The 26314-nt window shown below is 63.4% G+C and carries 26 protein-coding genes; 12 read left to right on the forward strand and 14 right to left on the reverse strand.

What is annotated here, in order from left to right; all coding sequences use genetic code 11:
• Positions 1-24 precede the first annotated feature (24 nt).
• The 5 genes from AAG821_RS02775 to AAG821_RS02795 all read left to right on the forward strand — a co-directional run bounded on the left by AAG821_RS02775 (position 25) and on the right by AAG821_RS02795 (position 3625).
• Positions 25-1002 (forward strand): TRAP transporter substrate-binding protein, encoded by a 978-nt coding sequence (locus tag AAG821_RS02775; protein ID WP_341910368.1) that lies wholly within the window; start codon positions 25-27, stop codon positions 1000-1002.
• A 62-nt stretch (positions 1003-1064) separates the two neighbouring features.
• Positions 1065-1574, forward strand: a complete 510-nt coding sequence (locus tag AAG821_RS02780; protein ID WP_341910367.1) for a TRAP transporter small permease — start codon at positions 1065-1067, stop codon at positions 1572-1574.
• Positions 1575-1586: 12 nt separating this feature from the next.
• The gene (locus tag AAG821_RS02785; protein WP_341910366.1) at positions 1587-2900 is read left to right on the forward strand and encodes a TRAP transporter large permease subunit; all 1314 of its coding nucleotides are present in this window, start codon (positions 1587-1589) and stop codon (positions 2898-2900) included.
• Between the two features lie 13 nt (positions 2901-2913).
• Positions 2914-3267: a RidA family protein gene (locus AAG821_RS02790; RefSeq protein ID WP_341910365.1), complete on the forward strand. Its 354-nt coding sequence runs from the start codon at positions 2914-2916 to the stop codon at positions 3265-3267.
• A 4-nt stretch (positions 3268-3271) separates the two neighbouring features.
• On the forward strand, positions 3272-3625 hold the full coding sequence (locus AAG821_RS02795) for a RidA family protein (protein WP_341910364.1): 354 nt from the start codon (positions 3272-3274) through the stop codon (positions 3623-3625).
• A gap of 6 nt (positions 3626-3631) precedes the next feature.
• On the opposite strand, the gene AAG821_RS02800 is transcribed toward AAG821_RS02795, so the two are convergent.
• Positions 3632-4195, reverse strand: coding sequence for a cupin domain-containing protein (locus AAG821_RS02800; RefSeq protein ID WP_341910363.1), 564 nt, complete (start codon positions 4193-4195; stop codon positions 3632-3634).
• Positions 4196-4352: 157 nt separating this feature from the next.
• Between AAG821_RS02800 and AAG821_RS02805 the strand changes: the two genes are divergently transcribed.
• Entirely contained in the window at positions 4353-5702 is a 1350-nt protein-coding gene (locus AAG821_RS02805; RefSeq protein ID WP_341910362.1) for an aspartate aminotransferase family protein, read from the forward strand.
• A 61-nt stretch (positions 5703-5763) separates the two neighbouring features.
• Here AAG821_RS02805 and AAG821_RS02810 read toward each other — a convergent pair whose 3' ends face one another.
• The 3 genes from AAG821_RS02810 to AAG821_RS02820 are packed head-to-tail and all read right to left on the reverse strand — an operon-like array spanning position 5764 to position 8139.
• Complete coding sequence (locus AAG821_RS02810; protein WP_341910361.1) at positions 5764-6168, reverse strand: carboxymuconolactone decarboxylase family protein; 405 nt, start codon at positions 6166-6168, stop codon at positions 5764-5766.
• Positions 6169-6185: 17 nt separating this feature from the next.
• A complete protein-coding gene (locus tag AAG821_RS02815) occupies positions 6186-6791 on the reverse strand; it encodes a 2-hydroxychromene-2-carboxylate isomerase (protein ID WP_341910360.1) in 606 nt (201 codons plus the stop codon).
• Positions 6792-6816: 25 nt separating this feature from the next.
• Complete coding sequence (locus tag AAG821_RS02820) at positions 6817-8139, reverse strand: deoxyguanosinetriphosphate triphosphohydrolase (protein WP_341910359.1); 1323 nt, start codon at positions 8137-8139, stop codon at positions 6817-6819.
• A gap of 129 nt (positions 8140-8268) precedes the next feature.
• Between AAG821_RS02820 and AAG821_RS02825 the strand changes: the two genes are divergently transcribed.
• The 5 genes from AAG821_RS02825 to AAG821_RS02845 all read left to right on the forward strand — a co-directional run bounded on the left by AAG821_RS02825 (position 8269) and on the right by AAG821_RS02845 (position 13705).
• Positions 8269-9972, forward strand: a complete 1704-nt coding sequence (locus tag AAG821_RS02825) for a PAS domain-containing sensor histidine kinase (RefSeq protein WP_341910358.1) — start codon at positions 8269-8271, stop codon at positions 9970-9972.
• Positions 9973-10068: 96 nt separating this feature from the next.
• A complete protein-coding gene (locus tag AAG821_RS02830) occupies positions 10069-11049 on the forward strand; it encodes a tripartite tricarboxylate transporter substrate-binding protein (protein WP_341910357.1) in 981 nt (326 codons plus the stop codon).
• An 8-nt stretch (positions 11050-11057) separates the two neighbouring features.
• Positions 11058-11531, forward strand: coding sequence for a tripartite tricarboxylate transporter TctB family protein (locus AAG821_RS02835; protein WP_341910356.1), 474 nt, complete (start codon positions 11058-11060; stop codon positions 11529-11531).
• The gene (locus AAG821_RS02840) at positions 11531-13012 is read left to right on the forward strand and encodes a tripartite tricarboxylate transporter permease (RefSeq protein WP_341910355.1); all 1482 of its coding nucleotides are present in this window, start codon (positions 11531-11533) and stop codon (positions 13010-13012) included. Before AAG821_RS02835 ends, AAG821_RS02840 begins: the two co-directional genes overlap by 1 nt.
• Before the next feature lie 258 nt (positions 13013-13270).
• Positions 13271-13705 carry a PaaI family thioesterase gene (locus AAG821_RS02845; protein WP_341910354.1) on the forward strand — a complete coding sequence of 145 codons (435 nt, stop codon included), beginning with the start codon at positions 13271-13273 and terminating at the stop codon, positions 13703-13705.
• Between the two features lie 21 nt (positions 13706-13726).
• Here AAG821_RS02845 and AAG821_RS02850 read toward each other — a convergent pair whose 3' ends face one another.
• Positions 13727-14617 (reverse strand): hypothetical protein, encoded by an 891-nt coding sequence (locus AAG821_RS02850; protein WP_341910353.1) that lies wholly within the window; start codon positions 14615-14617, stop codon positions 13727-13729.
• A 200-nt stretch (positions 14618-14817) separates the two neighbouring features.
• On the opposite strand from AAG821_RS02850, the gene AAG821_RS02855 reads away from it, so the two are divergent.
• Entirely contained in the window at positions 14818-15561 is a 744-nt protein-coding gene (locus tag AAG821_RS02855) for a transporter substrate-binding domain-containing protein (RefSeq protein WP_341910352.1), read from the forward strand.
• 5 nt (positions 15562-15566) lie between these two features.
• On the opposite strand, the gene AAG821_RS02860 is transcribed toward AAG821_RS02855, so the two are convergent.
• From AAG821_RS02860 to rimP, 9 genes are all read right to left on the reverse strand, one after another.
• Entirely contained in the window at positions 15567-16385 is an 819-nt protein-coding gene (locus AAG821_RS02860) for a sulfotransferase (protein WP_341910351.1), read from the reverse strand.
• A 147-nt stretch (positions 16386-16532) separates the two neighbouring features.
• Positions 16533-18677 (reverse strand): polyribonucleotide nucleotidyltransferase, encoded by a 2145-nt coding sequence (gene pnp / locus AAG821_RS02865; protein ID WP_341910350.1) that lies wholly within the window; start codon positions 18675-18677, stop codon positions 16533-16535.
• A 274-nt stretch (positions 18678-18951) separates the two neighbouring features.
• Positions 18952-19221 (reverse strand): 30S ribosomal protein S15, encoded by a 270-nt coding sequence (gene rpsO / locus AAG821_RS02870; protein ID WP_341894269.1) that lies wholly within the window; start codon positions 19219-19221, stop codon positions 18952-18954.
• Positions 19222-19238: 17 nt separating this feature from the next.
• Positions 19239-20111 (reverse strand): tRNA pseudouridine(55) synthase TruB, encoded by an 873-nt coding sequence (gene truB, locus AAG821_RS02875; protein WP_341910349.1) that lies wholly within the window; start codon positions 20109-20111, stop codon positions 19239-19241.
• A gap of 46 nt (positions 20112-20157) precedes the next feature.
• Entirely contained in the window at positions 20158-20595 is a 438-nt protein-coding gene (gene rbfA / locus AAG821_RS02880; RefSeq protein ID WP_341910348.1) for a 30S ribosome-binding factor RbfA, read from the reverse strand.
• Between the two features lie 37 nt (positions 20596-20632).
• Positions 20633-23524 (reverse strand): translation initiation factor IF-2, encoded by a 2892-nt coding sequence (gene infB / locus AAG821_RS02885; RefSeq protein ID WP_341910347.1) that lies wholly within the window; start codon positions 23522-23524, stop codon positions 20633-20635.
• A 129-nt stretch (positions 23525-23653) separates the two neighbouring features.
• Positions 23654-24136: a DUF448 domain-containing protein gene (locus AAG821_RS02890; RefSeq protein WP_341910346.1), complete on the reverse strand. Its 483-nt coding sequence runs from the start codon at positions 24134-24136 to the stop codon at positions 23654-23656.
• A gap of 31 nt (positions 24137-24167) precedes the next feature.
• Positions 24168-25688: a transcription termination factor NusA gene (gene nusA, locus AAG821_RS02895; RefSeq protein ID WP_341910345.1), complete on the reverse strand. Its 1521-nt coding sequence runs from the start codon at positions 25686-25688 to the stop codon at positions 24168-24170.
• 37 nt (positions 25689-25725) lie between these two features.
• Positions 25726-26247, reverse strand: coding sequence for a ribosome maturation factor RimP (gene rimP, locus AAG821_RS02900; protein WP_341910344.1), 522 nt, complete (start codon positions 26245-26247; stop codon positions 25726-25728).
• Positions 26248-26314 lie beyond the last annotated feature (67 nt).

Raw genomic sequence — 26314 nt, forward strand, 5'->3', positions numbered from 1 at the left:
CGGTTCAACGGGGAGAATATTCAAATGACTCGCAAGATGTGGCTTTCCGCCGCCGTGTTCGGCGTTGCGCTGGTCAGCGCTGGCGCTTCGGCGCAGACGAAATGGGATCTGCCCGGTGCGTATCCGGCCGGCAATTTCCACACCAAGAACATGGTGCAGTTTGCCGAAGATGTGAAAAAGATGTCTGGCGGCAAGCTGGAGATCACCGTGCATCCGGGCGCCTCGCTGTTCAAGGCGCCGGAAATCAAGCGCGCGGTGCAGACCGGCCAGGTGCAGATCGGCGAAGTGCTGATGGTCAACATCGAAAACGAAATCCCGACCTTCGGCGCCGATGGCGTGCCTTTCCTCGCCACCAGCGTCCCCGACGCCGCCAAGCTGTGGAAGGCGCAGAAGCCGGTGATCGACAAGAAACTGGCTGACCAGGGCATGATGGCGCTGTATGTCGTGCCGTGGCCGCCGCAGGGCATCTACTCCAAGAAAGACATCAACACGGTGCAGGATCTGAAGGGCGTCAAGTGGCGCGCCTACAGCCCGGCCACCTCGCGCATCGCCGAACTGGTGCAGGCCCAGCCGGTCACCATCCAGGTGGCCGAACTGGCCCAGGCGCTGGCCACCGGCGTGGTCGACACCATGATGACCTCGGGTGCGACCGGCCGCGATTCCAAGGTCTGGGAAAGCCTGACGCATTATTACGATACCCAGGCCTGGCTGCCGAAGAACATGGTGTTCGCCAGCGTGGATGCCTTCAAGAAGCTGGACGCCGCCACGCAGAAGGCCGTGCTGGACGCCGCTGCTATCGCCGAGAAGCGCGGCTGGGAAGTTTCGGTTGTCGAGTCCGAGTCCGCCAAGGCCGACCTTGCCAAGAACGGCATGAAGGTGCAGCCGCCGAGCCCGGCACTGAAGGAAGGCCTGCAGAAGATCGGCGCCACGATGATTGAAGAGTGGGTCAAGAAGACCGGTGCCGATGGCGCCGCCATCGTCGACGCCTACAAGAAGATGTAAATCCCAGCCGGGCGGGCCTCAAAACCCGCCCGGCGCTTTTCTACCTCCCTGCGAGTCTTTCCATGCGCTCTCCCCTTGCTCCGCTCTACCATGTCGCCCTCTGGCTGGCGGGTCTGTTCATGATCGCGCTGCTGGCGACGATCGTGCTCAGCATCCTTGGGCGCCAGTTCAATTTCTATATCCGCGGCATCGATTCCTATGCCGGATATTTCATGGCTGCCGCCTCCTTCCTGGCGCTCGCCGGCACCCTGACCAAGGGCGACCATATCCGCGTCACCCTGATCATCAGCCGCTTCACCGGCAAAGCACGGCGCGGCCTCGAACTGTTCTGCGTGCTGATGGCCATCATCGTCAGCGGCACCTTCGCTTTCTACAGCGTCAAGATGGCCTGGTGGTCGTACAAGTTTAACGACATCAGCACCGCCAACGATGCGACGCCGCTGTGGATTCCGCAGCTCGCGATGGCGCTCGGCACGGTGATCTTCTGCATCTCGTTTATCGAGGAATTCGTTCTCGTCCTGCGCGGCAAGGCGCTGGATGGCCAGAACGCTGAACTCGCGCGCACTGAATAGGACGACTGAATTATGGATCAGATTCTGATTGCCGCTTTCCTCATTGCGGCGCTGTTCGTCCTGTTTGCGGCCGGCCTGTGGATCGGCCTTGGCCTGCTGAGCTGCGGCTGGCTTGCCATGGCGGTGTTCACCTCGCGGCCGGTCGGCGACGCCATGGTCACCACCATCTGGGGCGCGTCGTCCAGCTGGACACTGACCGCCCTGCCGATGTTCATCTGGATGGGTGAAATCCTGTTCCGCACCAAACTGTCGGAAGACATGTTCCGCGGCCTGGCGCCCTGGATGACGCGGATCCCCGGTCGCCTGCTGCACACCAACGTGATCGGCTGCACCATCTTCGCTGCCGTCTCCGGTTCATCGGCCGCCACCTGCGCCACCATCGGCAAGATGACGGTGCCCGAGCTGCGCGCCCGCAACTATCCGGAAGACATGGTGATCGGCACGCTGGCCGGCGCCGGCACGCTGGGCCTGCTGATTCCGCCGTCGCTGATCATGATTGTCTATGGCGTCGCCACCGACGTTTCGATCTCCAAGCTGTTCATCGGCGGTGTTATCCCCGGCATCCTGCTGGGCGGCCTGTTCATGGGCTATATCATCGTCTGGTCGCTGCTCAATCCGGGCAAGATTCCGGAACCGACCGAGCGTTATACCCTGAGAGAAAAAATCTTCGCCTCGCGGCATCTGCTGCCGACCGTGGGCCTGATCGTTGCTGTGCTGGGCTCGATTTACACCGGCATCGCCACCGCGACCGAAGCGGCAGGCCTCGGCGTAGTGGGTGCATTGATTGTGGCCCGCTTGCAGGGCAGCCTGAACTGGCAGACCTTTGTCGACAGCCTGCTGGGTGCCACGCGACTGAGCTGCATGATTGCCCTCATCCTCGCCGGCGCCGCCTTCCTGACGCTGGCGATGGGCTTCACCGGCCTGCCGCGCCATCTGGCCGACTGGATCGACAAGATGCAGCTCAGCGCCGGCGCGCTGATCATGGTGCTGATGGTGTTCTACATCATCCTCGGCTGCTTCCTCGATGGCATCTCGATGGTGGTGCTGACCATGGCCATCGTGCTGCCGATGATCGAGCGGCTGGGCATCGACCTGGTGTGGTTCGGCATCTTCATCGTGCTGGTGGTGGAGATGGCACAGATCACGCCGCCGGTCGGTTTCAACCTGTTCGTGCTGCAGGGCATGACCGGGCACCAGATCACCTATATCGCCAGGACCGCCTTCCCGCTGTTCCTGCTGATGTGCGTGGCCGTAGCGCTGATCTATTACTTCCCCGGCCTGGTCACCTGGCTGCCGAGCAAAATGGTCGGCAACGCCGGCGGCTAAGGAGAGTCTGAGCATGCGTCCGATCACCCGCTTCCCCGGCAGCGTCGCCGGGCGCAGCAGCCTTGTCGTCTTCAACGGCATGGTCTTCACGGTTGCAACTGCCGACACCTACGAACTCGACATGCGCAAGCAGACCGCCGAGGCGCTGGCCAAGATCGACCAGTTCCTGGCCGAGGCCGGCACCGACAAGTCGCGGTTGTTGTCCTGCACCGTCTACATCACCGACATGGCGCTGAAGCCGCAGATGAACGAGGTGTGGGACAGCTGGGTCGACATGCGCAACCCGCCGCAGCGCGCCTGCATCGGCGCCACGCTGGAAGAGGGCGACCTGATCGAGATCGTCGCCGTCGCCGCCACCAAGGAGTGAACCGATGCTGCCGATCACCCGCTTCACCGGCATGACGCCGACCCGCAGCCGCGCCGTCGTGCATGGCAATCTGGTATTCACCGTTGCCGTGGCCGATACCACAGAGCTGGACATGCGCAAGCAGGCCGCCGAGACGCTGGCCAAGATCGAACGACACCTGAAGGATGCCGGCACCGACAAGTCGCGGCTGCTGTCCTGCACCGTCTACATCGCCGACATGGCGCTGAAGCCGCAGATGAACGAGATGTGGGATCAGTGGGTGGATATGGACAATCCGCCGCAGCGCGCCTGCATCGGCGCCACGCTGGAACATCCGCATATGATCGAGGTCGTTGCCGTCGCGGCGACGAAGGACTGATCCAGCCTAGAAGGTGGGCGGCGTGCAGGCGCTGATCAGCTCGCAGGGTTCGCGGCCGACATTGCGGAAGCGGTGCGGCTGGTCGCTCTCGAAATAATAGGCATCGCCCGGTCCCAGAACGCGCACCTGATCTGCCACCGTCACCTCCATGCGACCGCGGATCACCACGCCGCCTTCCTCGCCTTCGTGGCGCAACATGACACGGCCGGTATCGGCGCCGGGCGCATAGCGTTCGACCAGAATCTGCAGCGCGCGGCTGCGCAGGTCGGCACCGACCTGCCGGTAGCTGATCTTGCCCTTGCCCACTTCGGCCAGCTCGTCGGCGCTGTAAAACGCCTTGCGCGGCGCCGGCGCGTCTTCCATGGCGAAGAATTCCGCCAGACTCATCGCCAGGCCATCCAGCACGCGTTTCAGCGCGCCGACCGAGGGATTCATCTGGTTGGCCTCGATCAGCGAAATGGTGGCATTGGTGACCCCGGCCCGGCGGGCCAGTTCGCGCTGGGAGAGCTTGGCGGCCAGCCGTACTGCCTTGAGCCGGCTGCCAATATCGATATCCGGGGCTTTTTCCATGCTAGGGGCCGTTTTACTGTTCAGGATCGTGAACATTCTGCTGATCACTTCATAAATATCAAGGGGTTATGAAAACGCAGAAAAGCACTGTTTCACTATGCCGAAACCCCCGATGATGCTGCCCAAGCCCCTCCCCATCAGCGTGCCGGAGCCCGCCATGTCCGCCAAACCCGCCCTCGTTTCCAACGAAAACACCGCCGTGCCGAATGACCTCGAATCCTGGTGGATGCCCTTCACGGCGAACCGCCAGTTCAAGGCCAATCCGCGGCTTCTGGTTGGCGCCAAGGACATGCATTACACCACCCATGACGGCCGCCAGGTGATCGATGGCAGTGCCGGCCTGTGGTGCGTCAATGCCGGCCATTGCCGCGAGCCGATCGTGAAGGCGATCCAGAAGCAGGCGGCCGAGATGGATTTCGCGCCCACCTTCCAGATGGGCCATCCCAAGGCGTTTGAATTCGCCGCCCGCCTCGCGCATCTGGCGCCGGCCGACATCAATCATGTGTTCTTTGCCAACTCCGGCTCTGAAGCGGTCGACACCGCACTGAAGATTGCCATCGCCTATCACCGCGCCCGCGGCGAAGGTGCGCGCACCCGCCTGATCGGCCGCGAGCGCGGTTATCACGGCGTCGGCTTCGGCGGCATCTCGGTGGGCGGCATCGTGTCGAACCGCAAGGTGTTCGGCCCGCTGCTGGCCGGTGTCGACCACCTGCCGCATACCCACAGCCTGAAGGACATGGCCTTCTCCAAGGGCCAGCCCGACTGGGGCACCCATCTGGCCGACGACCTGGAGCGCATTGTCGCCCTGCATGATGCCAGCACCATTGCCGCCGTGATCGTGGAGCCGGTGGCGGGTTCCACCGGCGTGCTGATCCCGCCGAAGGGCTATCTGCAGAAGCTGCGCCAGATCTGCGACAAGCACGGCATCCTGCTGATCTTCGACGAAGTGATCTGCGGCTTCGGCCGCACCGGTGCCGCCTTCGGCGCCGATACCTTCGATGTGGTGCCCGACATGATGACGGTGGCCAAGGGCCTGACCAATGCCGCCGTGCCGGCTGCCGCGGTCTTCACCCGCAAGCATGTGCATGATGCCTTCATGAGCGGCCCGGAGAACATGATCGAGCTGTTCCACGGCTATACCTATTCGGCCCATGCGCTGGCCTGCGCTGCCGGTATCGCCACGCTCGACCTCTATCGCGATGAAGGCATCTTCGAGAATGCCAAGGCGCTGGCGCCCTATTGGGAAGAGGCCGCCCACAGCCTGAAGGGCGTGAAGAACGTGATCGACATCCGCAATATCGGTATCATGGCCGGTATCGAAATGGCGCCACGCGAAGACGGTGTCGGCAAGCGCGGCTACGACATCTTCGTGAAGGCGTATGAGAAGGGCCTGATGTGCCGGCTCACCGGCGACACCATCGCCCTGTCGCCGCCACTGATCCTGAACAAGGGCCATATCGACGACATCTTCGGCATCCTGAAGGATTCGATCCAGAGCGTGAACTGATCCGCAGCCGGTTCTCGCGCCATGGAAAGCCCGGTCTCACGACCGGGCTTTTTTTGTGCGCCTAGCCCTTCGATACGGCGCCGGCTTCCACCAAAACCTCGTTCGCCGCCTTGAAGGCATCAAGGCCTGCGGGAATACCGCAATAGATGGTGGCGTGCAGCAGCACTTCCTTGATCTCGTCGACCGTGACGCCGTTGTTCAGCGCACCCTTCACATGCAGCTTGATTTCCGGCGCGCGGTTGAGCGCCGTCAGCATGGCGAGATTCAGCATGCTGCGGGTCTTGCGATCCAGGCCCGGGCGGTCCCAGCCATAACCCCAGCACCATTCCGTGGTGATGTGCTGGAATGCCATCATGAAGTCGTTTGCCTTGGCAAGCGACGTGTCGACATACTCCTTGCCCAGTACCTCGCGGCGCACTTTCAGGCCGGCTTCGAACAGGGCCTTGGTTTCGGTTTCCTTCGTCATCGTCTTTCTCCCTGCTGTCAGCCGCGCGCCAGCTTGCGCTCAACGAATTCCAGGCGATCCTGGCCCCAGAAGGGCTCGCCATCCACGATATAGAATGGCGCGCCGAAGGCGCCGGCCTCGATGGCCTGCCGGGTGCCGCGCTCGTATTCCGTCTGCACCGCATCGCCATCGGCGGCGGCGAACAGTTTTGCCGGATCGAGTCCGGCTTCGTTGATAATCTCTTCCAGATTTTCAGGATCAGCGATGTTGCGCTCTTCGGCCCACAACCCCTGCATCATGGCATGGGCCAGCTGGATGGCCGCGTCGTTTCCAACGAGGTCGCGGGCGGCAACCACCAGCTTGCCGGCCAGCGTCTCGTTCACCGGAAAGCCGGCCGGCCGCAGGTTCAGCTTGACACCGAGATGACTGCGCCAGCGTTCCAGTTCAGCAAAACGGTAGTCCTGGCGCTGCTGCGAGCGCTTGGCCAGCGGCAGGCCGCCGGTCGCCTCAAAGATCATCAGCGGCGCCATCGGGGTGATCTTCACCCGCGCACCGTATTTCGCCGCCATCGCCGCAAACCGCTTCGATCCGAAATAGGCCCAGGGCGAACTGATGAAGGTGTAATAGTCGATCTCTGCCGCCATGGTTTCCTCGTCGCTGTTCGGTGTTTTATTGCAGGCCGCGCAGCCGCTGGAATTGCGACAGCGCATAGGTATCGGTCATGCCGCTGATGAAATCGGTGACGCTGAGCAGCCAGTCATAGCGCCGGGCATCGCCCTTCGGCGCAGCCGGCATCAGGCGCAGCAGGGCACGCTGGCGCGGCGCCAGTGCAGCCTGGTCGCCACCAGCCTGTTCGAGCCCATGATGGGCATCGCAGAAGGCGGCCAGCAGGCTGGTGAGAATCTCGCCGCCCATAACCTCGGTCTGGAAACGCTCCCGCGTTTCGAAGATGCGCTGGCGGGTAAAGCCGGCGATCTCGTCCAGATGCGGCGCCATCGCCGTTTTGGACAGCAGATCGCCGCTGAACTTGCCCTGCAGGATCTCGCCTTCATGGTCGAGGAATATCTCAACGGCCAGATCAATCAGGTCGCCGATCACCTTGGCGCGCAGATAGGCGATCTTCCAGGTCTCGTCCTCGATCTCGCGATAGCGCGGCGGCACCTGGCGCAGCAGGCTCTTGAGATGGCCCTCGGCCTCGGCAAAGGTGATGCGGCCAAGCTTGAAGCCGTCTTCGATATCGACGACCGAGTAGCAGATATCATCCGCCGCCTCGACCAGATAGGTGAGCGGATGACGGGCAAAACGATCCTGGCCCAGCGCCAGCAGCCCGGCAGTGCGTGTCACTTCTTCGAACAGCGCAGCCTCGGCGGCAAAATGGCCGAACTTCTTTTTCTGCGGATCGGCCGCCTGGCTGCCAAAGGGATATTTCATGAAGGTGGCGAGCGTGGCGCAGGTGAGCCGCAGACCGCCGGCATCGCGCCAGTTCTGCAGCCGGGTCATTACCCGGAAGCCCTGCGCATTGCCTTCGAAATAGAGGAAATCGCGCTGTTCTGCCGCGCCAAGGCCAGCGATCAGGGCCGCACCCGGGCCCGAACGAAACCAATGCTGGATGGTGGCTTCGCCGAAATGGCCGAATGGCGGGTTGCCGATATCGTGGCCCAGACAGGCCGCCGCGACGATATGGCCGAACTCGGCCGCCCCGATGCCATCGGCCGCTGCCCTGCCGTGCCGCTGCAAAACGGTCTGCCCCACCTGAGCGCCCAGCGAGCGGCCGACCGAGGAGACTTCCAGGGAGTGGGTCAGCCGGTTGCGCACATAGTCGCTCTCGGGCAGCGAGTGAACCTGCGTCTTGTCCTGCAACCGGCGGAAGGCCGAACAGAACACCACACGGTCCCAGTCTTTCTGGAACGGATTGCGTGCCGGGGTCACCGGCTCGGCGCCCTGGTGACCCAGGCGCTGGGCGGAAAGCAGCCGCGACCATTGCATTGTCATGGGCGGCACTGTGGAGAGAAGAATACGTGTTTTCAAGGGTTTGGAATCTTTATCCGAAAGGAGTGCTTTAAGGAAAATGCAAGAGTCCTGCACAATAGAGTAGGTGTATTCGCAACCCGCAGATCCTGCATGACCTATCCGGAAATCGCCATTACAGCCGTTGCCGCCCCCCTGGTGGTCAGCCTGATCTGCCTATTCGCCTGGCGGCGTTTTGGTGGGGGCCGCCACCTGCTCTACTGGGCAGTGGGGCACGCTTGCATCTCGGTTTCCTTTGTCGTCCTCGGCTTTACACCCTGGTGGGACGACAGCAGATTTGAACTCCATCTGGCCGCGATCGCCGGTAATCAGGCCTGGGCTGTGACCCTGGCAGCCGGCGCATTGGCGCTGACAGGGCGGCCGATCAGGCCGTGGCTGACAGGTCTGATCGTTGTTGGCGCAATCCTGCTGGCGCTTGGTATGCAGCAGATCTCCGACATTCTGCATTACGCCAGCTCGCCTTTGCTGAGCAGCCTATTCACCTGCATTGCAGCCATTACGCTGCTTCGCGCCGAAGGCTCAATATTCTTTCGATTTACCGGCCTGCTGCTATTGGTCCGCGCGGCCTTGACCCTATCGCTGGCAACAGACCTGGTCCGGGTGGAGATGGTCCTGAATTCAGGCCTCTCCATCACTGCGTTCATGAATCTCTTGACCGGTCTTGGGCTGATCATGATCGAGTTCGATGCTGCGCGGCAGCGCGAGCAGGAGAACCGGCTGTTTTTCGAAACGCTGCTGGAGTCTATGCCAGTCACCATCAGCTATAAGGATACCAATCTGCGCTACCGCATGATGAATCGCTGCATGCGCGATCTGCGGATCAAATACAATCCGGATTATCTCAATAAAACCTGGTCTGAAATTGCCGGATCGGCTGCTGCCGCAGTGGTGGAGGATCTTGATCGGCACGTTTTAGCCACTGGGGAAACAACCCATATGGAGCAGGCCTGGACCGGCCCTGACGGTCGACCTTTGGTAATTTGGGCACTCAAGGTTCCGCTCCGTGACCAAACCGGTCGCATTCTCGGTATCATTACCTGTGGATTGGATATCACCAAGCTCAAGGCTGCCGAAGCGGAACTGATTGAACAGCGCGAGGCAGCAGAAAGTGCCAGTCGCGCCAAAACAGCTTTTCTATCGAATATGAGCCATGAGCTGCGCACCCCGCTGAATGCGATTATCGGTTTTTCTGAAATGCTAAAAGAAGGCTATGGCGGCCAGCTCACCGACCGAAAGGCCAGCTATGCCAGTCACATCGAGCAGTCGGGCAAACATTTATTGCGACTGGTGAACGACATCCTCGACCTATCGCAACTAGAAAGCGGTCGCCTCGACATCGCGATGGAACCCTGTGATTTCGACCAGATCGCCGCAAGCGCCTTGGCGATGGTGCTGCCGCAGGCCCAGCAGGCCAAGGTCGAATTACAATACACACCTACAGCGCTGAGACTGACCGCGGATGGGCGGGCGCTGACGCAGATTCTGATCAATCTGCTGGGTAATGCTGTGAAATTCAGCCCGCCGCAGAGCCGGGTTCGACTGGAAGCCGAGCAGAGCAATGATGCGGTGCGCATCCGCGTGATCGATAACGGCATTGGCATGAGCACCGCGGAAAGCCGTGCCGTGATCCAACCGCTGCACTTGCCGCGTGGGGACGTATTCCGTACTCGGGCGAATAGCGGCGCCGGCCTCGGCCTGTCGATCTGCCGCAGTCTGGTCGACCTGCATGGCGGACGGCTGGAAATCCGCAGCCGGCCGGGCCTGGGCACCACCGTGGAAGTAGCGCTGCCAGCCTGACCTGACTGCTTTTTATACGATATTTTCTTGTTTTCCGCACAGCTGCGGGTCTCTACTGCCCATCATACAAAAACACCGTTTCGGGAGAGAAATGCCATGATCAATCGCCGCAGCTTCCTGCAGTCCACCGTCAGTGCCGGTGCGGCCGCCGCCCTGCTGCCGACTGCTTTCGGCCGCGATGCGCAGGCTGCCATCGATAGCCTGCAGCTTTTCGTACCGGCCAATCCCGGTGGCGGCTGGGACCAGACCGCACGCAGCATGGAACAGGCGCTGAAGCAGGCCAACCTGATCAAGGGCGCGCAGGTGACCAATGTGGGCGGCGCCGGCGGAGCGGTCGGTCTGCCGCAATTCGTCAACCAGTGGAAAGGCCGCGGCAATGCGCTGATGGTGGCCGGCATGGTGATGGTGGGCGCCCTGATCACCAACAAATCGCCGGTGAAAGTGACGCAGACCGTGCCGATCGCGCGCCTGACCGGCGAATTCGAAGTCATTGTCGTGCCGCCGAACTCGCCGTTCAAAACCCTGCCGGATCTGGTTGCCGCTTTCAAAGCCGACCCGACCAAGGTGTCCTGGGCCGGCGGCTCGGCCGGCGGTACCGACCATATCCTGGCCGGCATGATCGCCAAGGCGGCCGGCGGCGACGCCAAGAAGGTGGCCTATGTCGCCTATTCCGGCGGCGGCCCGGCCCAGGCCGCCCTGCTGGGCAGCCAGGTGACCTGCGGGGTCTCCGGCTGGGGCGAATTCAGCGAGCAGATCAAGGCCGGCAAGCTGCGGGCCCTGGCGATCTCGGCCGACAAGCGCCAGCCCGGTATCGATGTCCCCACCATCAAGGAACAGGGCATCGATGTCGAACTGTATAACTGGCGCGGCGTCTTCGCGCCGCCGGGCATCAAGGATGCCGAGAAGGCGGCGCTGATCGGGCTGATGACCCAGATGAAGGACAGCGCGCCCTGGAAGGATCAGCTGAAAACCCGCGAATGGACCGATATCTTCCTGGCCGGCGATGCCTATGGCAAATATCTCGACGATGAAATCGCCCGCATCGAGGCGATCCTGAAAGACCTCGGCCTCGCCTGAGCCGCATCGTGGACCGCATCCGCAAGCCCGAGACCCTGCTGGCGCTGGGTATCGTCGCGCTGGGTCTGCTGGCGCTGTTTGAGACCACCCGGATTCCGGTCTCGCCGATGTATGCCCAAGTCGGGCCGACGCTGGTGGCGTATGTTGCCAGCGCACTGCTGATCGTCCTGGGCATTGCCCTGCTGGTGCAAAGCTGGCGCGGCGAATGGGCCAGCGCACCGGAGGAAACTGAAGTCAGGCTGGATATCCGTGCGCTCGGCTGGCTGCTGCTCGGCCTGGTGCTCAATATTGGCCTGATCGGTCCGCTGGGTTTCATTCCGGCCTCCGTGCTGCTGTTTGCCTGCACGGCGCGCGCTTTCGGCAGCCGGCGCCCGGGCCGCGATGCCCTGATCGGCTTCGTGTTTGCCGCCACCGCCTATTTCGGTTTTGCGCAGCTGCTCGGCATCAATATCGGCGCCGGCCTTCTGGAGGGCTGGATCTGATGGAAACGCTTTCGCTGCTGGGAGATGGCTTTGCGGTTGCACTGCAGCCGATGAACCTGCTGTGGGCGCTGGTCGGCGTCACGCTAGGCACCGCCATCGGCGTGTTGCCCGGGCTGGGTCCGGCACTGACCATCGCGCTGCTGCTGCCGATCACCTTCAGCGTGCCGGCGACTGCCGCCTTCATCCTGTTTGCCGGTATCTATTACGGTGCCATGTATGGCGGCAGCACCACCTCGATCCTGCTCAACACGCCCGGTGAAAGCGCCACCATCATCACGGCGCTGGAAGGCCACAAGATGGCCAAGAAGGGCCGCGCCGCCGCCGCGCTGGCCACGGCAGCCATCGGCAGCTTTGTCGCCGGCACCATCGGCACCCTGGGCCTCACCTTCGTCGCCCCGCCGCTGGTGGAGTTCGCCCTGCGATTCGGTCCAGCCGATTATTTCTCGCTGATGGTGGTGGCCTTCGTGGCGGTCTCGGCCGTGCTGGGCAGTTCGGTGCTGCGCGGCCTCACCGCGCTCAGCTTCGGCATCCTGCTGGGCCTGGTCGGCATTGACCTGCAGACCGGCCAGCCACGCTTCACCCTCGGCCTGCCGGAACTGCTGGATGGCATCAATGTGATCGTTGTCGCGGTCGGGCTGTTTGCGGTGGGCGAGACGCTCTATCTCGCCAGTCGGCCCAAGAGCGAAGCCACGGTGATTCGGCTGCAGGGTCGTGCCGGCATGACCAAGGAAGATTGGCGGCGATCCTGGAAGCCGTGGCTGCGCGGCTCGTTTCTCGGCTTCCCGTTCGGCGCGCTGCCGGCGGGCGGCGCAGAGGTGCCCACCTTCGTCAGTTATTTCCTGGAAAAGAAACTGTCGAAGACACCGGAAGAGTTCGGCCATGGCGCAATCGAGGGCGTGGCCGGACCGGAAGCGGCGAACAATGCCTCTGCCGCCGGTGTGCTGGTGCCGATGCTGGCGCTCGGCCTGCCAACCTCGGCGACGGCTGCGATCATGCTGTCGGCCTTCCAGTCCTACGGCATCAATCCTGGCCCGCTGCTGCTGCAGAGCCAGCCCGAGCTGGTCTGGGGCCTGATCGCCTCGCTCTATGTCGGCAATGTGATGCTGCTGCTGCTCAACCTGCCGCTGGCAGGTCTGTGGGCAAAGATCCTGACCATCCCCTCGCCCTGGCTTTATGGCGGCATCCTGGTTTTTGCCACCATCGGCACCTATGGCATCAGCCAGTCATGGGTCGACCTGGTGTTGCTCTACATTATCGGCGGCGTCGGCTATCTGATGCGGCGCTTCGATTTCCCCACTGCACCCGCTGTGATCGGGATGATCCTCGGGCCATTCGCGGAGCAGGAATTCCGTCGCGCCATGACCATTTCAGCCGGCGACCTGACCACGTTTGTCACGCGCCCCTTAAGCCTGACACTGCTGATCATCGCCGTACTGCTGCTGGTTACGCCGCTGGTTCTGCGGGCGCGCAAATCCGCCTGAAACATACTGAAACAAAAGCGTCTTTCAGCCTCTGTGCAGAATCGTGACCACCATCACTGCGCGCTGGCATGGGACATCCTATATAGGAAGCATGGAACGGAGAGATTTTGCAGAGTCGCTTCGTTTCTTATTTCCTCCCCTATGAATACCCCCCTTTGAGGGGCGACCTCCCCCCCGGTCGCCCCTCAATTTTTTTGTGCATCCCTGCATCGGCTGCATGACTTGCCTTCCGTGGCTGCATAGGCCATCAAGCCTTTCATGAAACAGCGCCGACAGCCGGCGCCGGTGCCGCCGGGATTTGCCGTGCTGCCGCCGGTGTCGCCATTCTTCCGAACCCTGGGCAAGGTCTATATCCGCGATGACGCCACGGGCGCGCCGCCGGTTTACGGCCTGCATGTGCGCCCCAAGCATGCCAACCGCCACGGTACCGGGCATGGCGGCTTTCTGGCCACGCTGGCCGATACCTTCATGGCCGCCTTCATCTATCACCAGCGGTCTGATGTCGGAAAAATGTGGACCACGCAGCTCAGTATGGACTATCGGCGGCCGGCACCGATGGGCGCCTGGCTGACCTGCCATCTGACCGATCTGGTCCGCGAGGGCGATATCCTGACCGTGCAATGTGAACTCAGGGTCGGCAGTCTGGTGACCAACCGGGCGACGGCAACCTTCAAGGTTTTCGACAAGGCCTGAGGGCCTGGCCGGATGCGCGACTCAGCGCGCCGGCGGGTCCGAGGGCGGCAGCGATGATGGCGGCGCGGCGGCCGAAACGATCCGGCAGAGCATGGCGCGGCCACCGGCCTCTTCAAGCCGCAATTCCTCGCCGCGGCGCTGGGCACCCCAGCCGGCTCCGAAATAATCGTAGCGCATGCCGACCGACTGCCGTTGCAGTGTGACCGGATCGCGGCCCTGGGTTTCCACCACCAGCCGTTCCTGCGCCGCACCCAGCACGGCATAGAGGGTATCGCTGCAGCGGAACACGATTTCGCCGCCTGCGCCGGCCAGTCGGCGTGCCTCGGCACTCGGGCCGGCCGGCTGCGGAATCGACGTCATCGAAAACCCGGTACCGCGACTTTCCTGCCAGGCCGGCTTGGAGACGGCCAGCCGTTCCAGCGCTGCCACGGCCTGCAGATTGGCGCCGCGGATTTCCGCATCGGTCGGCTCGGTCTCGATACCATCGATGGTCTTGCGGCCACCGGTATAGCGGCCGTTGGCGAAGGAGAGATTGAGCTCGACGCGGCGGAGTCCATCCATGGACCCGGCCTGGCCGCCACGCCGGCGGCCGTGCTCGGCGTAATGCATCAGATCGCCGTTATGAAAACTGAAGACGACATTGGCGCTGCCCTTGTCGCCATAGTCGCGCCACTCGGCGATGCGTTCGGGTTTTCCGTCGCGTACGGCAGCTTCCCAGTCGGCCCTGGCATCGCCAGCCGTATACTTGCCACGCACGATGGTGGCTCCATCGGTGACATCCTCGGTATCGGCCGGTTCGGAGGCCTGGGACTGGGCCAGCTGATGCTGGGCATAGGCATCCGATGCCGGGCCGGGCGCTGCCATCAGCAGCGCCGCCAGCAGAAAACCGGGGACCGGAGGAAACCTATACATGCCTGTCTCCACGAAGACTGGGGCTGCTGTAATAGAAATACAGAAAAACGGCAAGAATCAGGCCGCGCCGCACCGACAGAGGGGCAATCCCGTCCAGATTGCCGATTCGCCGACAGTCTCAATCTTATACATTGCCGGAAAATAACCGGTTTCCTCCCGAACTTTCGGTAAACTGAACACTGATCGGAGGCCAATCGCCCTTGCTCAGGACCGCAGGCATCCTTGTGCTCGGCATCGGACTGTTCGCCAGTGGCGGCACGGCCTGGGCCCAGCCGACCGCAATCCAGATCATCGCCGCCGCCCGCCCCCCCTACGTGCTGGAGCAAGACGGCATCGGAGCTGGGCCGGCGGTGGAACTGGTGCAGCATCTGGCACGCGCCACCGGTATTGACCCAACCGTGCGCGTCGTGCCCTTCCAGCGGGCGGTGATGGCACTGGATCAGGGCGGCAGCCTGTATCCGGCCCTGCTGCGCACACCACCACGGGAAAGCCGCTATATCTGGATTGGCGAGGTCTATGCTGACCGTGCCGTCTTCTTCACCCGCTCCAGCAGCCCCCCGATCAGCAACCTTGATACGGCGAGCCGACTGCCACGCATCAGCGTCATGCGCGGATCAGAGCTGCAGGTCATGCTGCAATCCTTTGGGCTGGAGAATTTTGAAACCAGCAACAGCGAGACAGACAATGCCCGTCTGTTGCGGGCAGGCCGGATTGACAGCTGGTTCACCCTGCGCGCCATTGGCCGGGCCACCTGGGCCGAGCTTGGCTTTGGACCGGATGAACTGCGGGCGGGCGAATCCTTTGCCGTGCTGCCGTTCTGGATTGCCGGTTCACCCGACTTGCCACAGCCGCTGGTGTCTAAATTACGCGCCACCTATCAGGCCATGCGCGCCGATGGTCGCTATCGCCGCATCGTCGCGCCGCTGGCCGAGCCGCGCTCGTAACGCGCCTAGACCAGCGGCACACCAAGCGCCTGCATCTGCGGGGCACAGAGCTTTTCCACCAGCGCCACCTGCGCCTCGTCCAGCAGCTTCCTGTAATTGCCGACCGAGTCCGCATTCAGCGGCTTGCCATATTGTTCGGTGTTCCAGGCATTGCCCTCGGCACGAGACACGTCCGTCAACTCCGACTGCCACACCCGATCCTTCCGGACGGCAATGCCCATGAAATCCTCGATCGACTTCATATTGCCGCTTTGCGCCAGCGCCTCATAGGGAACCAGCAGGGCGCGGCCGGCAAAGATGTCGCCCATATTGATCAGGGCAGTGTAGGACGCGTTGAATTCTTTGCAGATCTTCTCGATATCGCGATCACCGATAACGGCATTCGCATCGGTCTTGCGCATCACCACCACGCGGGACGCCATCACATCGCGCGGATCGCGAATAGTGATGATATATTTCGATGTCGGCACCAACTGTGCTGAAAGATGCATGCTGCGACTCAGCACCGGATCCTTCAGTACCAGCTTTTTCGGTTTTCCCAGTTGTTCCCAGGTGTCATGCAGCACGCCGCGGATCAATTGGCCGTGGTAATCGATAAAGCGCTGGCGGCTGTCCCCGAAATAGGCCTTGGTGTGATCGTCGAAAGTCTTCCAGCCGACCATGAACGGCTGCAAAAGCGCCGTGAAATAGCTGCATTCATTGATGTAGTCGTTCACCGCATCGTCGGTGCAGATCAGCGCATGCAGAACCGAAGTGCCGGTGCGCGGCGCACCGGTGACAAAATAGGGTTCAAACGGCAGGTCGGTCAGTCCGGAAAATTGCAAAATGTATCTCCTGCGCCGGTGGCGACGCATACCCATCCAGCTTGCCGTGCGGCGCTTAATATTTTCTAAACCAAGACCAGACCTGGCATCATAACGAAAAAAGGCCGGGATCGCTCCCGGCCTTTCACATTCGGTCTGCCCGAAGGCTTACTCGGCCTGAATGGCTTCGTCGGTCTTCGGCTTGTTCGACAGGTCTTCGCCGGTGGCCTGGTCGACCACCTTCATGGACAGGCGCACCTTGCCGCGCTCGTCGATGCCGAGCACCTTGACGCGCACTTCCTGGCCTTCCGAGACCACATCGCTCGGCTTGTTGATGCGCTTGGGCGCCATTTCCGAGACATGCACGAGGCCGTCGCGGCTGCCGAAGAAGTTCACGAAGGCGCCGAAATCGACCAGCTTGACGATCTTGCCCTTGTAGATCATGCCGACCTCGGGTTCCGAGACGATCGACTTGATCCACTGGATCGCGGCATCCGAGGCGGCCGGATCGGACGAGGCAATCTTGATCGTGCCATCATCCTCGATGTCGATCTTGGTGCCGGTCTTCTCGACGATCTCGCGGATCACCTTGCCGCCCGAGCCGATCACTTCACGGATCTTGTCCTTCGGCACGGTGATGGTGGTGATGCGCGGGGCGTTTTCCTTCACGCCGCTGCGGTTCTGCGACATCGCCTTGGCCATCTCGCCCAGGATATGGACGCGACCGGCCTTGGCCTGCTCCAGCGCCACCTTCATGATCTCTTCGGTGATGCCGGCGATCTTGATGTCCATCTGCAGGGCGGTGATGCCCTCGTCGGTGCCGGCCACCTTGAAGTCCATGTCGCCGAGATGATCCTCGTCGCCGAGGATGTCGCTCAGCACGGCAAAGCGCTTGCCTTCCAGGATCAGGCCCATGGCGATACCGGCGACCGGAGCGGTCAGCGGCACGCCGGCATCCATCAGCGCCAGCGAGGTGCCGCAGACGGTGGCCATCGAGGAGGAACCGTTCGACTCGGTGATCTCCGAAACGACGCGGATCGTGTAGGGGAAGGCTTCCTTCGCCGGCAGCAGCGGACGCACGGCGCGCCAGGCCAGCTTGCCATGGCCGATTTCGCGGCGACCCGGCGAGCCCATGCGGCCGGCTTCACCGACCGAGTAGGGAGGGAAGTTGTAATGCAGCATGAAGGCTTCGCGGTATTCACCGTCCAGCGCGTCGATGATCTGCTCATCGGTGCCGGTGCCCAGCGTGGTGACCACCAGCGCCTGGGTTTCGCCACGGGTGAACAGGGCGGCGCCATGGGCGCGCGGCAGCACGCCGACTTCCGACACGATCGGACGCACGGTCTTGGTGTCGCGGCCGTCGATGCGCAGGCCTGTGTCGAGGATATTGAAGCGCACGACCTGGGCCTCGAGATGCTTGAAGGCATCCGAAACGTCGACCGGGTTGGCTTCGCCCTCAGCGAACAGCGCCTTGGCCTTGGCCTTCACTTCGCCGACCTTGGCGTAGCGGGCCTGCTTGACCTTCTCTTCATAGGCGACGCGCAGTTCGGCTTCGATACCCGAATCCTGCAGTTTCTTGAAGGCGGTCTCATAACCGGTGCGAGCCTGCAGCGGCATGGCATCCTTGGCCGCACGTTCGGCCAGGCCGATGATGGCTTCGATCACCGGCTGGAAGCCCTTGTGACCGAACATCACGGCACCGAGCATGACGTCTTCCGGCAGCTGCTGGGCTTCGGATTCCACCATCAGCACGGCGTCGGCAGTGCCGGCGACGACGAGATCCAGCTTGTTGCCCGCTTCACCCAGCTGGGTCTTGGTCGGGTTCAGCACGTATTCGCCGTTGATATAGGCGACGCGGGCGGCACCGATCGGGCCCATGAAGGGAATGCCCGAGATGGTGAGCGCGGCCGAGGCGCCGACCATGGCGACGATATCGGGATCGTTCTCCATGTCATGCGACAGCACGGTGGCGACCACCTGGGTCTCGTTGCGGAAACCATCGGCGAACAGCGGGCGGATCGGACGATCGATCAGACGCGAGGTCAGGGTTTCCTTCTCGCTCGGGCGGCCTTCACGCTTGAAGAAGCCACCGGGAATTTTGCCGGCGGCAAAAGTCTTTTCCTGGTAGTTCACGGTGAGCGGGAAAAAGTCCACGCCCGGCTTCGGGGTCTTCGCGGCCACGGCCGTGCACAGCACGATGGTGTCGCCATAGGTCACCATCACGGCGCCGTCGGCCTGGCGGGCGATCTTGCCGGTCTCGATGGTGAGCTTGCGGCCGCCCCACATCAGTTCGGTCTTATGGATATTGAACATAGTCTTTCTTCCTTCCTCGGCGCCCTTGGTCCTTCGGACTGTCCCTGACCTAGGCACCCGGCGGGACGGCGCCCATCGCCTCCCGCCCGGCCGGTACAACTGTGTTCAGTCGCACGCGGCAAACCGGCGCATCGAGTCCATCCCGATGCCGCCGGCCAATTTCCGAACTACGATGAAACAACAACGCCCGCCCCGGCGGTCCGGGAGCGGGCGTGTGTCATCATGTCCGGAATACGGCTGCTGGCGATCGTGTTCGCGGCAGCGGCCATAATCGTTACTTGCGGAGACCCAGACGCTGGATCAGGGCGTCGTAGCGCGGCATGTCGATCTTCTTCAGATAGTCGAGCAGGCTGCGACGCTTGCTCACCATCATCAGCAGACCGCGACGCGAATGCACGTCCTTCTTGTGGGTCTTGAAATGGTCGGTGAGGTTGTTGATGCGCTCGGTGAGCACCGCCACCTGGACTTCCGGCGAACCGGTGTCGCCCTTCTTGGTGGCATATTCGGCAACCAGCGCGGTCTTGCGCTCGGCGGTAATGGTCATGGTCTAACTCCGCGACATCAAAGGTTGAACAAACGCACCGGCCTGACTTCGTCAGCGAGCCGCTCGGCGATGCCGACGGGCTTTCCATCGGCGGTCACCAGCAATTCTCCTTCAGGCGGGAGCCCGGGGGCCGTGAGCGCGATCTTGATCGGCTGACCGTGTTTGAGACGGTCGGCCTGCGGGCCGGTCAGAACCAGGGCCGGGATGTCGTCCAGCGCGGTTTCAATCGGCAGCAGATACGCGTGCGCGGCGTCCTTTTGGCACAGTTCCTCCAGTGAATCCAGCGAAAAGGCCGCGGTTTCCCCATAGCGCCCGACCCGGGTGCGCCGCAGGGCCGTGATATGGCCATAAGTCCCTAAAAATAAAGCAAAATCCCGGCCCAGCGCACGCACATAGGCGCCCTTGCCGCAATCCACCTCGAAAATGGCATGGTCCGGGTCCGGACAGTCGATCAGGCGCAGGGCATCGATGCGGATCGGCCGGGCGGCCAGGTCCTGGACATCGCCCTTCCTGGCCAGGTCGTAGGACCGCTGGCCATCCACCTTGATGGCCGAATAGGCCGGCGGGCGCTGCATGATCTCGCCGGTGAATTTCGGCAGCATGGTCTCGATGGCGGCCCGGTCGGGCCGGATATCGGAGCGCTGCGTGACCGGCCCCTCGGCATCGTCGGTTTCGGTGCCTTCTCCCCAGCGCACAGTGAAGCGGTAGGTCTTGCCTGCACCCATGACCCAGTTGACCGTCTTGGTGGCCTCGCCCAGCGCAATCGGCAGGATGCCAGTGGCGAGGGGGTCGAGCGTACCGCCATGGCCGGCCTTGGCCGCATCGGTGAGCCGGCGCACCTTGGCCAGGCATTGCGTCGAGGTGAGGCCGAGCGGCTTGTCGACGATCACCCAGCCATGGACCGGGCGGCCACGCTTCTTCATAGGCAGCGCCGCTTCATTCCTCGGACTCGGGGTCTTTGGTCAGATCGGCCCGCACGGCGGGCTGCTGCAGCAGCTTGGTCACCCGGGCCGCTTCGTCGAAGCTGTGGTCGAGCTTGAAGGAGAATTGCGGCGCCACGCGCAGATCAATCTGCTTCACGGCCTCCATGCGGATATAGGAGGTGGCGCGATTGAGTCCGGCAATGATCTTCGGTGCGTCCTTGCCGGCCAGCGGCATCACGAAAGCCGTGGCCGCCTTCAGATCGGGGCTGACGCGCACTTCAGTCACGGTGACGACGAGATCGGCCAGATCGGGGTCGCGGAAATGACCGTTGCGCAGCACATCGGACAGGATGTGTCGCAACTCCTCGCCAACGCGCAGCTGGCGCTGGCTGCGACCGCCGGGCAACTCATCGCGGCCAGATTTACCACTGCTGCGCTTGCGCTGCGCCATGACAGGTTCTTCCCGAAACAGAGGTGGACGCGCGGCCTTACAGCGCGCGCGCCACGCTCTCGAGTTCGAAACACTCGATCATATCGCCGACCTGGATGTCGTTGTAATTCTCGAACGACATACCGCAATCCATGCCCTGCTTGACCTCGCGCGCTTCGTCCTTGAAGCGCTTGAGGGTGGACAGCGCACCTTCGTGGATCACCACGTTGTCGCGCAGCAGGCGCACCTTGGCGCCACGCTTGACCAAGCCTTCGGTGACCATGCAACCGGCGACCTTGCCGACCTTGGTGATGTTGAACACCTCGCGAATTTCGGCATAGCCGAGGAAGTTTTCGCGGATGGACGGTGCCAGCATGCCCGAGAGCAGTGCCTTCAGGTCGTCGATCAGGTTGTAGATGATCGAGTAGTAGCGGATATCGACGCCTTCACGCTCGGCCAGCTCACGCGCCTGCTTGGAGGCGCGCACGTTGAAGCCGATGATGGCGCCCTTCGAGGCACCCGCCAGCGAAACGTCGGATTCGTTGATGCCGCCGATGGCGCCGTGCAGGAAGCGGACAACCACTTCCTCGGTGCCCAGCTTGTTGACGGCGGCCTGGATCGCCTCCAGCGAGCCCTGCACGTCGGTCTTGATGACGATCGGCAGTTCCTTGGCTTCGCCAGCCTGGATCTTGGAGAACATCTGCTCGAGCGAACCACGCGCCGAAATGGCGGAGCGGGCTTCGCGCTGCTTGCGCTCGCGGAACTCGGCAACCTCGCGGGCGCGCGCCTCGTTCTCGACGACGACAAATTCGTCGCCGGCTTCCGGGTTGCCCTGCAGGCCGAGCACCTCGACCGGCACGGCCGGGCCGGCCGAAACAACATTCTTGCCATGATCGTCGATCAGGGCGCGCACACGGCCCCAGGCACTGCCGGCGACGAAGACATCGCCGACATGCAGGGTACCGCGGGCCACCAGCACGGTAGCGACCGAACCGCGGCCACGCTCGAGCTTGGCTTCCACCACCACACCCTCGGCCTTGCGGTCGGGATTGGCCTTGAGATCGAGAATTTCAGCCTGCAGCAGGATGGCTTCTTCCAGCGCGTCCAGACCCATCTTGGTCTTGGCCGACACCTCGATGGACTGCACTTCGCCGCCCATCTGTTCCACGACGATCTCATGCTGCAGCAGTTCCTGCCGCACCTTCTGCGGATTGGCAGCCGGCTTGTCGCACTTGTTGATGGCGATGACGATCGGCACGCCGGCCGCCTTGGCATGATGGATGGCTTCCACGGTCTGCGGCATCACGCTGTCGTCGGCGGCAACCACCAGCACAACGATATCGGTGACCTTGGCGCCGCGGGCGCGCATCTGGGTGAAGGCTTCGTGGCCAGGCGTGTCGAGGAAGGTGATCGCCTTGCCCGACTTCATCCGCACCTGGTACGCGCCGATATGCTGGGTGATGCCGCCAGCTTCGCCGCTGACCACATCGGTCAGGCGCAGCGCGTCGAGCAGCGAGGTCTTGCCGTGGTCGACGTGACCCATGACGGTGACGACCGGCGAACGCGGCAGCATCACCGCATCCTCGTCCTTCTCGCCACCCAGGCCCACTTCGATATCAGACTCCGCCACGCGCTGTACGCGATGGCCGAATTCACCAACGATCAGCTCGGCGGTATCGGCATCGATGGTCTGGTTGATGGTCGCCATCACGCCCATCTTCATCAGCGCCTTGACGACGTCGACACCACGCTCGGCCATACGGTTGGCCAGTTCCTGAACGGTGATGGTTTCCGGCACGATCACGTCGCGCAGAACCTTCTGCTGCTCGGCAGAATCCTGGTGATGCGAGCGCTTCTCGCGCTCGATACGGCGGCGGAAGGATGCCACCGAGCGCACGCGCTCGTTGTCGTCCAGGGCCTTGGTGACACTCAGCTTGCCGGTGCGGCGTTCGCCGGTATCGCGGCTGGGGCGCAGCGTCGTCGGCTTGGCCGGCGTGACCTTGGCACCCGGGCCGCCGCGGCGCTTGGCACCGCCTTCATCTTCGTCATCCAGGACCGGGCGCACGCCGGTCGGTGCCGCACCCGGCGCCGCTGCACTACCGGTCGTGGTCGCAGCCTGCTCGGGATTGTTCAGGCGGCGGGCCGCTTCGGCCTCGGCCTTCTTGCGGGTCTCGTCCTCGGCCTTCTTGCGGGCATCCTCGTCGGCCTGACGGCGCAGCGCGGCTTCGCGTTCGGCATGAATCTTGGACTGGTCGTCCATGCGGCGGCGCATGCCCTCTTCGGCAACGCGACGCATCTCGCCTACGCGATTGCGGAGATCGGCATCGCGGTTGCGGGCCTGCTTCTCCTCATCCGACATCGGCTTGAGCACCATGCCGCTGGTGCGCTGTTGCGCCCGCTGCTGGGCCGTGGTGGCCCGCTCGGACGCGACGCGGTCGCGGCCACTGGTGGGACGCACATCGCCGGTCGGCTGCGCGGTCATGCGCGGGCCGCTGCGCGGCTCGACAATACGGTTGGTCGGTGGCGCCGCAGCCGGCTTGGGCTCGGCCGGAGCAGCGGCAGGAGCCGCAGCAACCGGTGCGGGGGCCGGCTTGGCAGCAGTCTCGGCAGCCGCGTGGGCGGCCTCCTCGGCAGCCTTGGCTGCCTGGGCAGCATCATGCTCGGCAAGGATCTCGGCGCGCGAGGGTACATGCACACTGGGTGCAGGCGTGCGGGCAGCAGCGGCCGGCGCCGGCGCAGCGGCGGGCGCGGCGGCAGCCGGCGCTTCGGCAGCAGGCTTCGAACCCGGCGGCACAATGGTGCGCTTCTTGCGCACCTCGACCGTCACCGCCTTGGTGCGCCCATGGCTGAAGCTCTGGCGCACCTGGCCGGTCTCAACGGTCTTTTTCAGCTCAAGCCGCTTGGGCTTTGCTGCCGCCTTGTCCTTGTCCTGCTCGTTCACGTCGCTCATACAGTCCGCTTCCGCCTACCGCCTAAAACTACATGCATGGTGCCGACGGCACCGATGCTTACTCCCGGTTTCACGCCCGGGCCTTAACCTGTGGCGCGCCCAGCCTCATGGCACCCCCCACCCGACCCGTCAACGTCCGATGTCCTGCGACACCGGCAACAGCCGGGCGAGCAGGGCCAGATCGGCCGCAGCACGCCGGGTCAGCGGAGCGCTTTTCAGCACCAGCGACCCGAGGCCGAGTGCCGCCGCATCGCAGGACAGCGGTGTTTCGCCATCCCCGTCTGCGGCCGCATCGGCCAGTACCAGCCCAGCACGCCGGGCTTTCGTCACCTGCCCGGCCGCATGGGCCGTCCAGGCTGCAAGGCTGCGGGCCGGCAGATCAGCCGGTACCTGCAACTTGCGTTTGGCGGCCCGGGCAAACATTCCCTTGGCCACCGCCATCGCCACCGCATCCGGTGCCGGTGCGAGCCACAGCCCGCGTCCCGGAAACAGATGGGCCGGATCCGGCTCCACCGCCTCGCCCTGTCCGGCTGCCATCGTCACGATGGCGAACCGCAGCAGGGTTTCGGCCTCCGCGCGCTGGCCGGTCAGCAGGCAACGCCGCTGCGGCATGGCGCGCGATACTCTTTCGGCAGCCGCCGGCTTACGCCTGGCCGCCTTCTTCGCCCTCGAACCAATGCTGGCGCGCCGCCATGATGATGGCGTTCGCATCGTCATTGGAAAGCCCTTCGCCGACGATCTCCTGCAGTTCGTCGCCCGCCAGGTCGCCGAGGTCGTCGAGCGTCTTCACGCCCTTCTCGCCCAGCGCGACCAGCATGGCCGGCGTGATGCCTTCGATGCCCGCGATCTCGTCGGTCACACCCAGCGCCTTGCGCTTTTCTTCAAACTCGGTGTTGCGCTTCTCGATGAATTCCAGCGCGCGCTCATGCAGCTCGTTGGCGATATCGCCATCGAAGCCTTCGATCTCGGCCAGTTCTTCGACCGGCAGATAGGCGAGTTCCTCGACCTTGGTGAAGCCTTCGGTGACCAGCAGCTGGGCCAGGGTCTCGTCGACATCCAGCGAGTCGATGAACAGCTGGCTGCGCTCGCGGAATTCCTTCTGGCGGCGCTCGCTCTCTTCTTCCTCGGTCAGGATGTCGATGTCATAGCCGGTCAGCTGCGAGGCCAGACGCACATTCTGGCCGCGACGGCCGATGGCCAGCGATAGCTGGTCGGTCGGCACCACCACTTCAACGGCATTGGCTTCCTCGTCCAGCACCACCTTGGCCACTTCGGCCGGGGCCAGCGCATTGACGATGAAGGTGGCCGGATCGGGCGACCACTTGATGATGTCGATCTTTTCGCCCTGCAGTTCGTTCACCACGGCCTGCACGCGGCTGCCGCGCATGCCGACGCAGGCGCCGACCGGATCGATCGAGTTGTCGTTGGAGAGCACGGCGATCTTGGCGCGGCTGCCCGGATCGCGCGCCACGGCGCGGATCTCGATGATGCCGTCATAGACTTCCGGCACTTCCTGGGCAAACAGCTTCGACATGAACTGCGGATGCGAACGCGACAGGAAAATCTGCGGGCCACGCGGCTCGCGGCGCACGTCGTAGATATAGGCGCGCGCACGGTCGCCCTGGCGGAAGGTTTCGCGCGGCAGCAGCTCGTCGCGACGCAGGATCGCTTCGGCGCGGCCCAGGTCGATGGTGACGTTGCCGTATTCCACGCGCTTGACCAGACCATTCACGATCTCGCCGATGCGGTCCTTGTATTCGATATACTGGCGCTCACGCTCGGCTTCGCGCACCTTCTGCACGATCACCTGCTTGGCGGTCTGGGCTGCGATACGGCCGAAATCGATCGGCGGCAGCGGCTCGGCGATCACATCGCCCACCTGGGCATCGGGATTGCGGCGCTGCGCTTCCGTGATGCCGATCTCGATGGCATCGTTCTCGATCTTGTCGACCACGGCGAGATGGCGCTCGAGGCGGATTTCGCCGCTCTTGCGGTCGATTTCGGCATGGATGTCATTTTCCAGGCCATAGCGCGAACGCGCCGCCTTCTGGATCGCATCTTCCATGGCCATCAGCACGACATCGCGCTCGATTGCCTTTTCACGGGCCACGGCATCGGCCACCTGCAGCAGCTCAAGCCGGTTGAAACTGGTTACCGTTTCCATTGTTCCTGTTCCTCGAAACTCGTTACCGGTAAAGACTCTAGTTCACCGCCGCACTGCGTCCCGCGAGGCTCGCGGTAATCAGGTCGTCGGTGACAATCAGTTTGGCGCTGGCGATTTCGGCGACCGGCAGACGGGTCTCGTCGCCCTTCGTCTCGTCACGCAGCACAACAGCATCGCCGGCCAGGCCACCCAGGCGGCCCTGAAAGCGCTTGCGGCCTTCATGCGGGCGGCCCAGCTCAACCTTGGCGGCAAATCCCTTGAAGCGTTCGAAATCCGCCGGCTTGGTCAGCGGCCGATCCAGGCCCGGCGAGGACACCTCAAGCCGATAGGCGCCGCTGATCGGATCTTCCACATCGAGCACCGCGCTCACCGCCCGGCTGACCTCGGCGCAATCATCCACCGTGATGCCGCCGTCATGGGGCGCGCCACCGGTGTCGCGCTCGAACATGATCTGCAGCACCGGACGTTCGGTGCCCATCAGCTTGACGCGCACAAGCTGAAAGCCCATCGCTTCGAGCGTGGGGGCAATCAACTCTGCAATACGGTTCGCCGCATCCATGCGTGCGCTTTTATCCTCTAGAACACTCTTGCCGATATCTGTGGACAGGCCGGCCCGGGACACTGCC

This window comes from Ferrovibrio terrae, assembly GCF_943372915.1.
In the GTDB taxonomy this organism is placed as follows: Bacteria; Pseudomonadota; Alphaproteobacteria; order Ferrovibrionales; family Ferrovibrionaceae; genus Ferrovibrio; species Ferrovibrio terrae_A.

Coding starts and splice junctions, on each gene's coding strand:
- AAG821_RS02775 (WP_341910368.1), top strand. CDS start 25: ATGACTCGCAAGATGTGGCTTTCCGCCGCCGTGTTCGGCGTTGCGCTG.
- AAG821_RS02780 (WP_341910367.1), top strand. CDS start 1,065: ATGCGCTCTCCCCTTGCTCCGCTCTACCATGTCGCCCTCTGGCTGGCG.
- AAG821_RS02785 (WP_341910366.1), top strand. CDS start 1,587: ATGGATCAGATTCTGATTGCCGCTTTCCTCATTGCGGCGCTGTTCGTC.
- AAG821_RS02790 (WP_341910365.1), top strand. CDS start 2,914: ATGCGTCCGATCACCCGCTTCCCCGGCAGCGTCGCCGGGCGCAGCAGC.
- AAG821_RS02795 (WP_341910364.1), top strand. CDS start 3,272: ATGCTGCCGATCACCCGCTTCACCGGCATGACGCCGACCCGCAGCCGC.
- AAG821_RS02800 (WP_341910363.1), bottom strand. CDS start 4,195: ATGGAAAAAGCCCCGGATATCGATATTGGCAGCCGGCTCAAGGCAGTA.
- AAG821_RS02805 (WP_341910362.1), top strand. CDS start 4,353: ATGTCCGCCAAACCCGCCCTCGTTTCCAACGAAAACACCGCCGTGCCG.
- AAG821_RS02810 (WP_341910361.1), bottom strand. CDS start 6,168: ATGACGAAGGAAACCGAAACCAAGGCCCTGTTCGAAGCCGGCCTGAAA.
- AAG821_RS02815 (WP_341910360.1), bottom strand. CDS start 6,791: ATGGCGGCAGAGATCGACTATTACACCTTCATCAGTTCGCCCTGGGCC.
- AAG821_RS02820 (WP_341910359.1), bottom strand. CDS start 8,139: ATGACAATGCAATGGTCGCGGCTGCTTTCCGCCCAGCGCCTGGGTCAC.
- AAG821_RS02825 (WP_341910358.1), top strand. CDS start 8,269: ATGACCTATCCGGAAATCGCCATTACAGCCGTTGCCGCCCCCCTGGTG.
- AAG821_RS02830 (WP_341910357.1), top strand. CDS start 10,069: ATGATCAATCGCCGCAGCTTCCTGCAGTCCACCGTCAGTGCCGGTGCG.
- AAG821_RS02840 (WP_341910355.1), top strand. CDS start 11,531: ATGGAAACGCTTTCGCTGCTGGGAGATGGCTTTGCGGTTGCACTGCAG.
- AAG821_RS02845 (WP_341910354.1), top strand. CDS start 13,271: ATGAAACAGCGCCGACAGCCGGCGCCGGTGCCGCCGGGATTTGCCGTG.
- AAG821_RS02850 (WP_341910353.1), bottom strand. CDS start 14,617: ATGTATAGGTTTCCTCCGGTCCCCGGTTTTCTGCTGGCGGCGCTGCTG.
- pnp (WP_341910350.1), bottom strand. CDS start 18,677: ATGTTCAATATCCATAAGACCGAACTGATGTGGGGCGGCCGCAAGCTC.
- rpsO (WP_341894269.1), bottom strand. CDS start 19,221: ATGACCATTACCGCCGAGCGCAAGACCGCGCTGGTTGCCGAATATGCC.
- rbfA (WP_341910348.1), bottom strand. CDS start 20,595: ATGGCGCAGCGCAAGCGCAGCAGTGGTAAATCTGGCCGCGATGAGTTG.
- infB (WP_341910347.1), bottom strand. CDS start 23,524: ATGAGCGACGTGAACGAGCAGGACAAGGACAAGGCGGCAGCAAAGCCC.
- AAG821_RS02890 (WP_341910346.1), bottom strand. CDS start 24,136: ATGCCGCAGCGGCGTTGCCTGCTGACCGGCCAGCGCGCGGAGGCCGAA.
- nusA (WP_341910345.1), bottom strand. CDS start 25,688: ATGGAAACGGTAACCAGTTTCAACCGGCTTGAGCTGCTGCAGGTGGCC.
- rimP (WP_341910344.1), bottom strand. CDS start 26,247: ATGGATGCGGCGAACCGTATTGCAGAGTTGATTGCCCCCACGCTCGAA.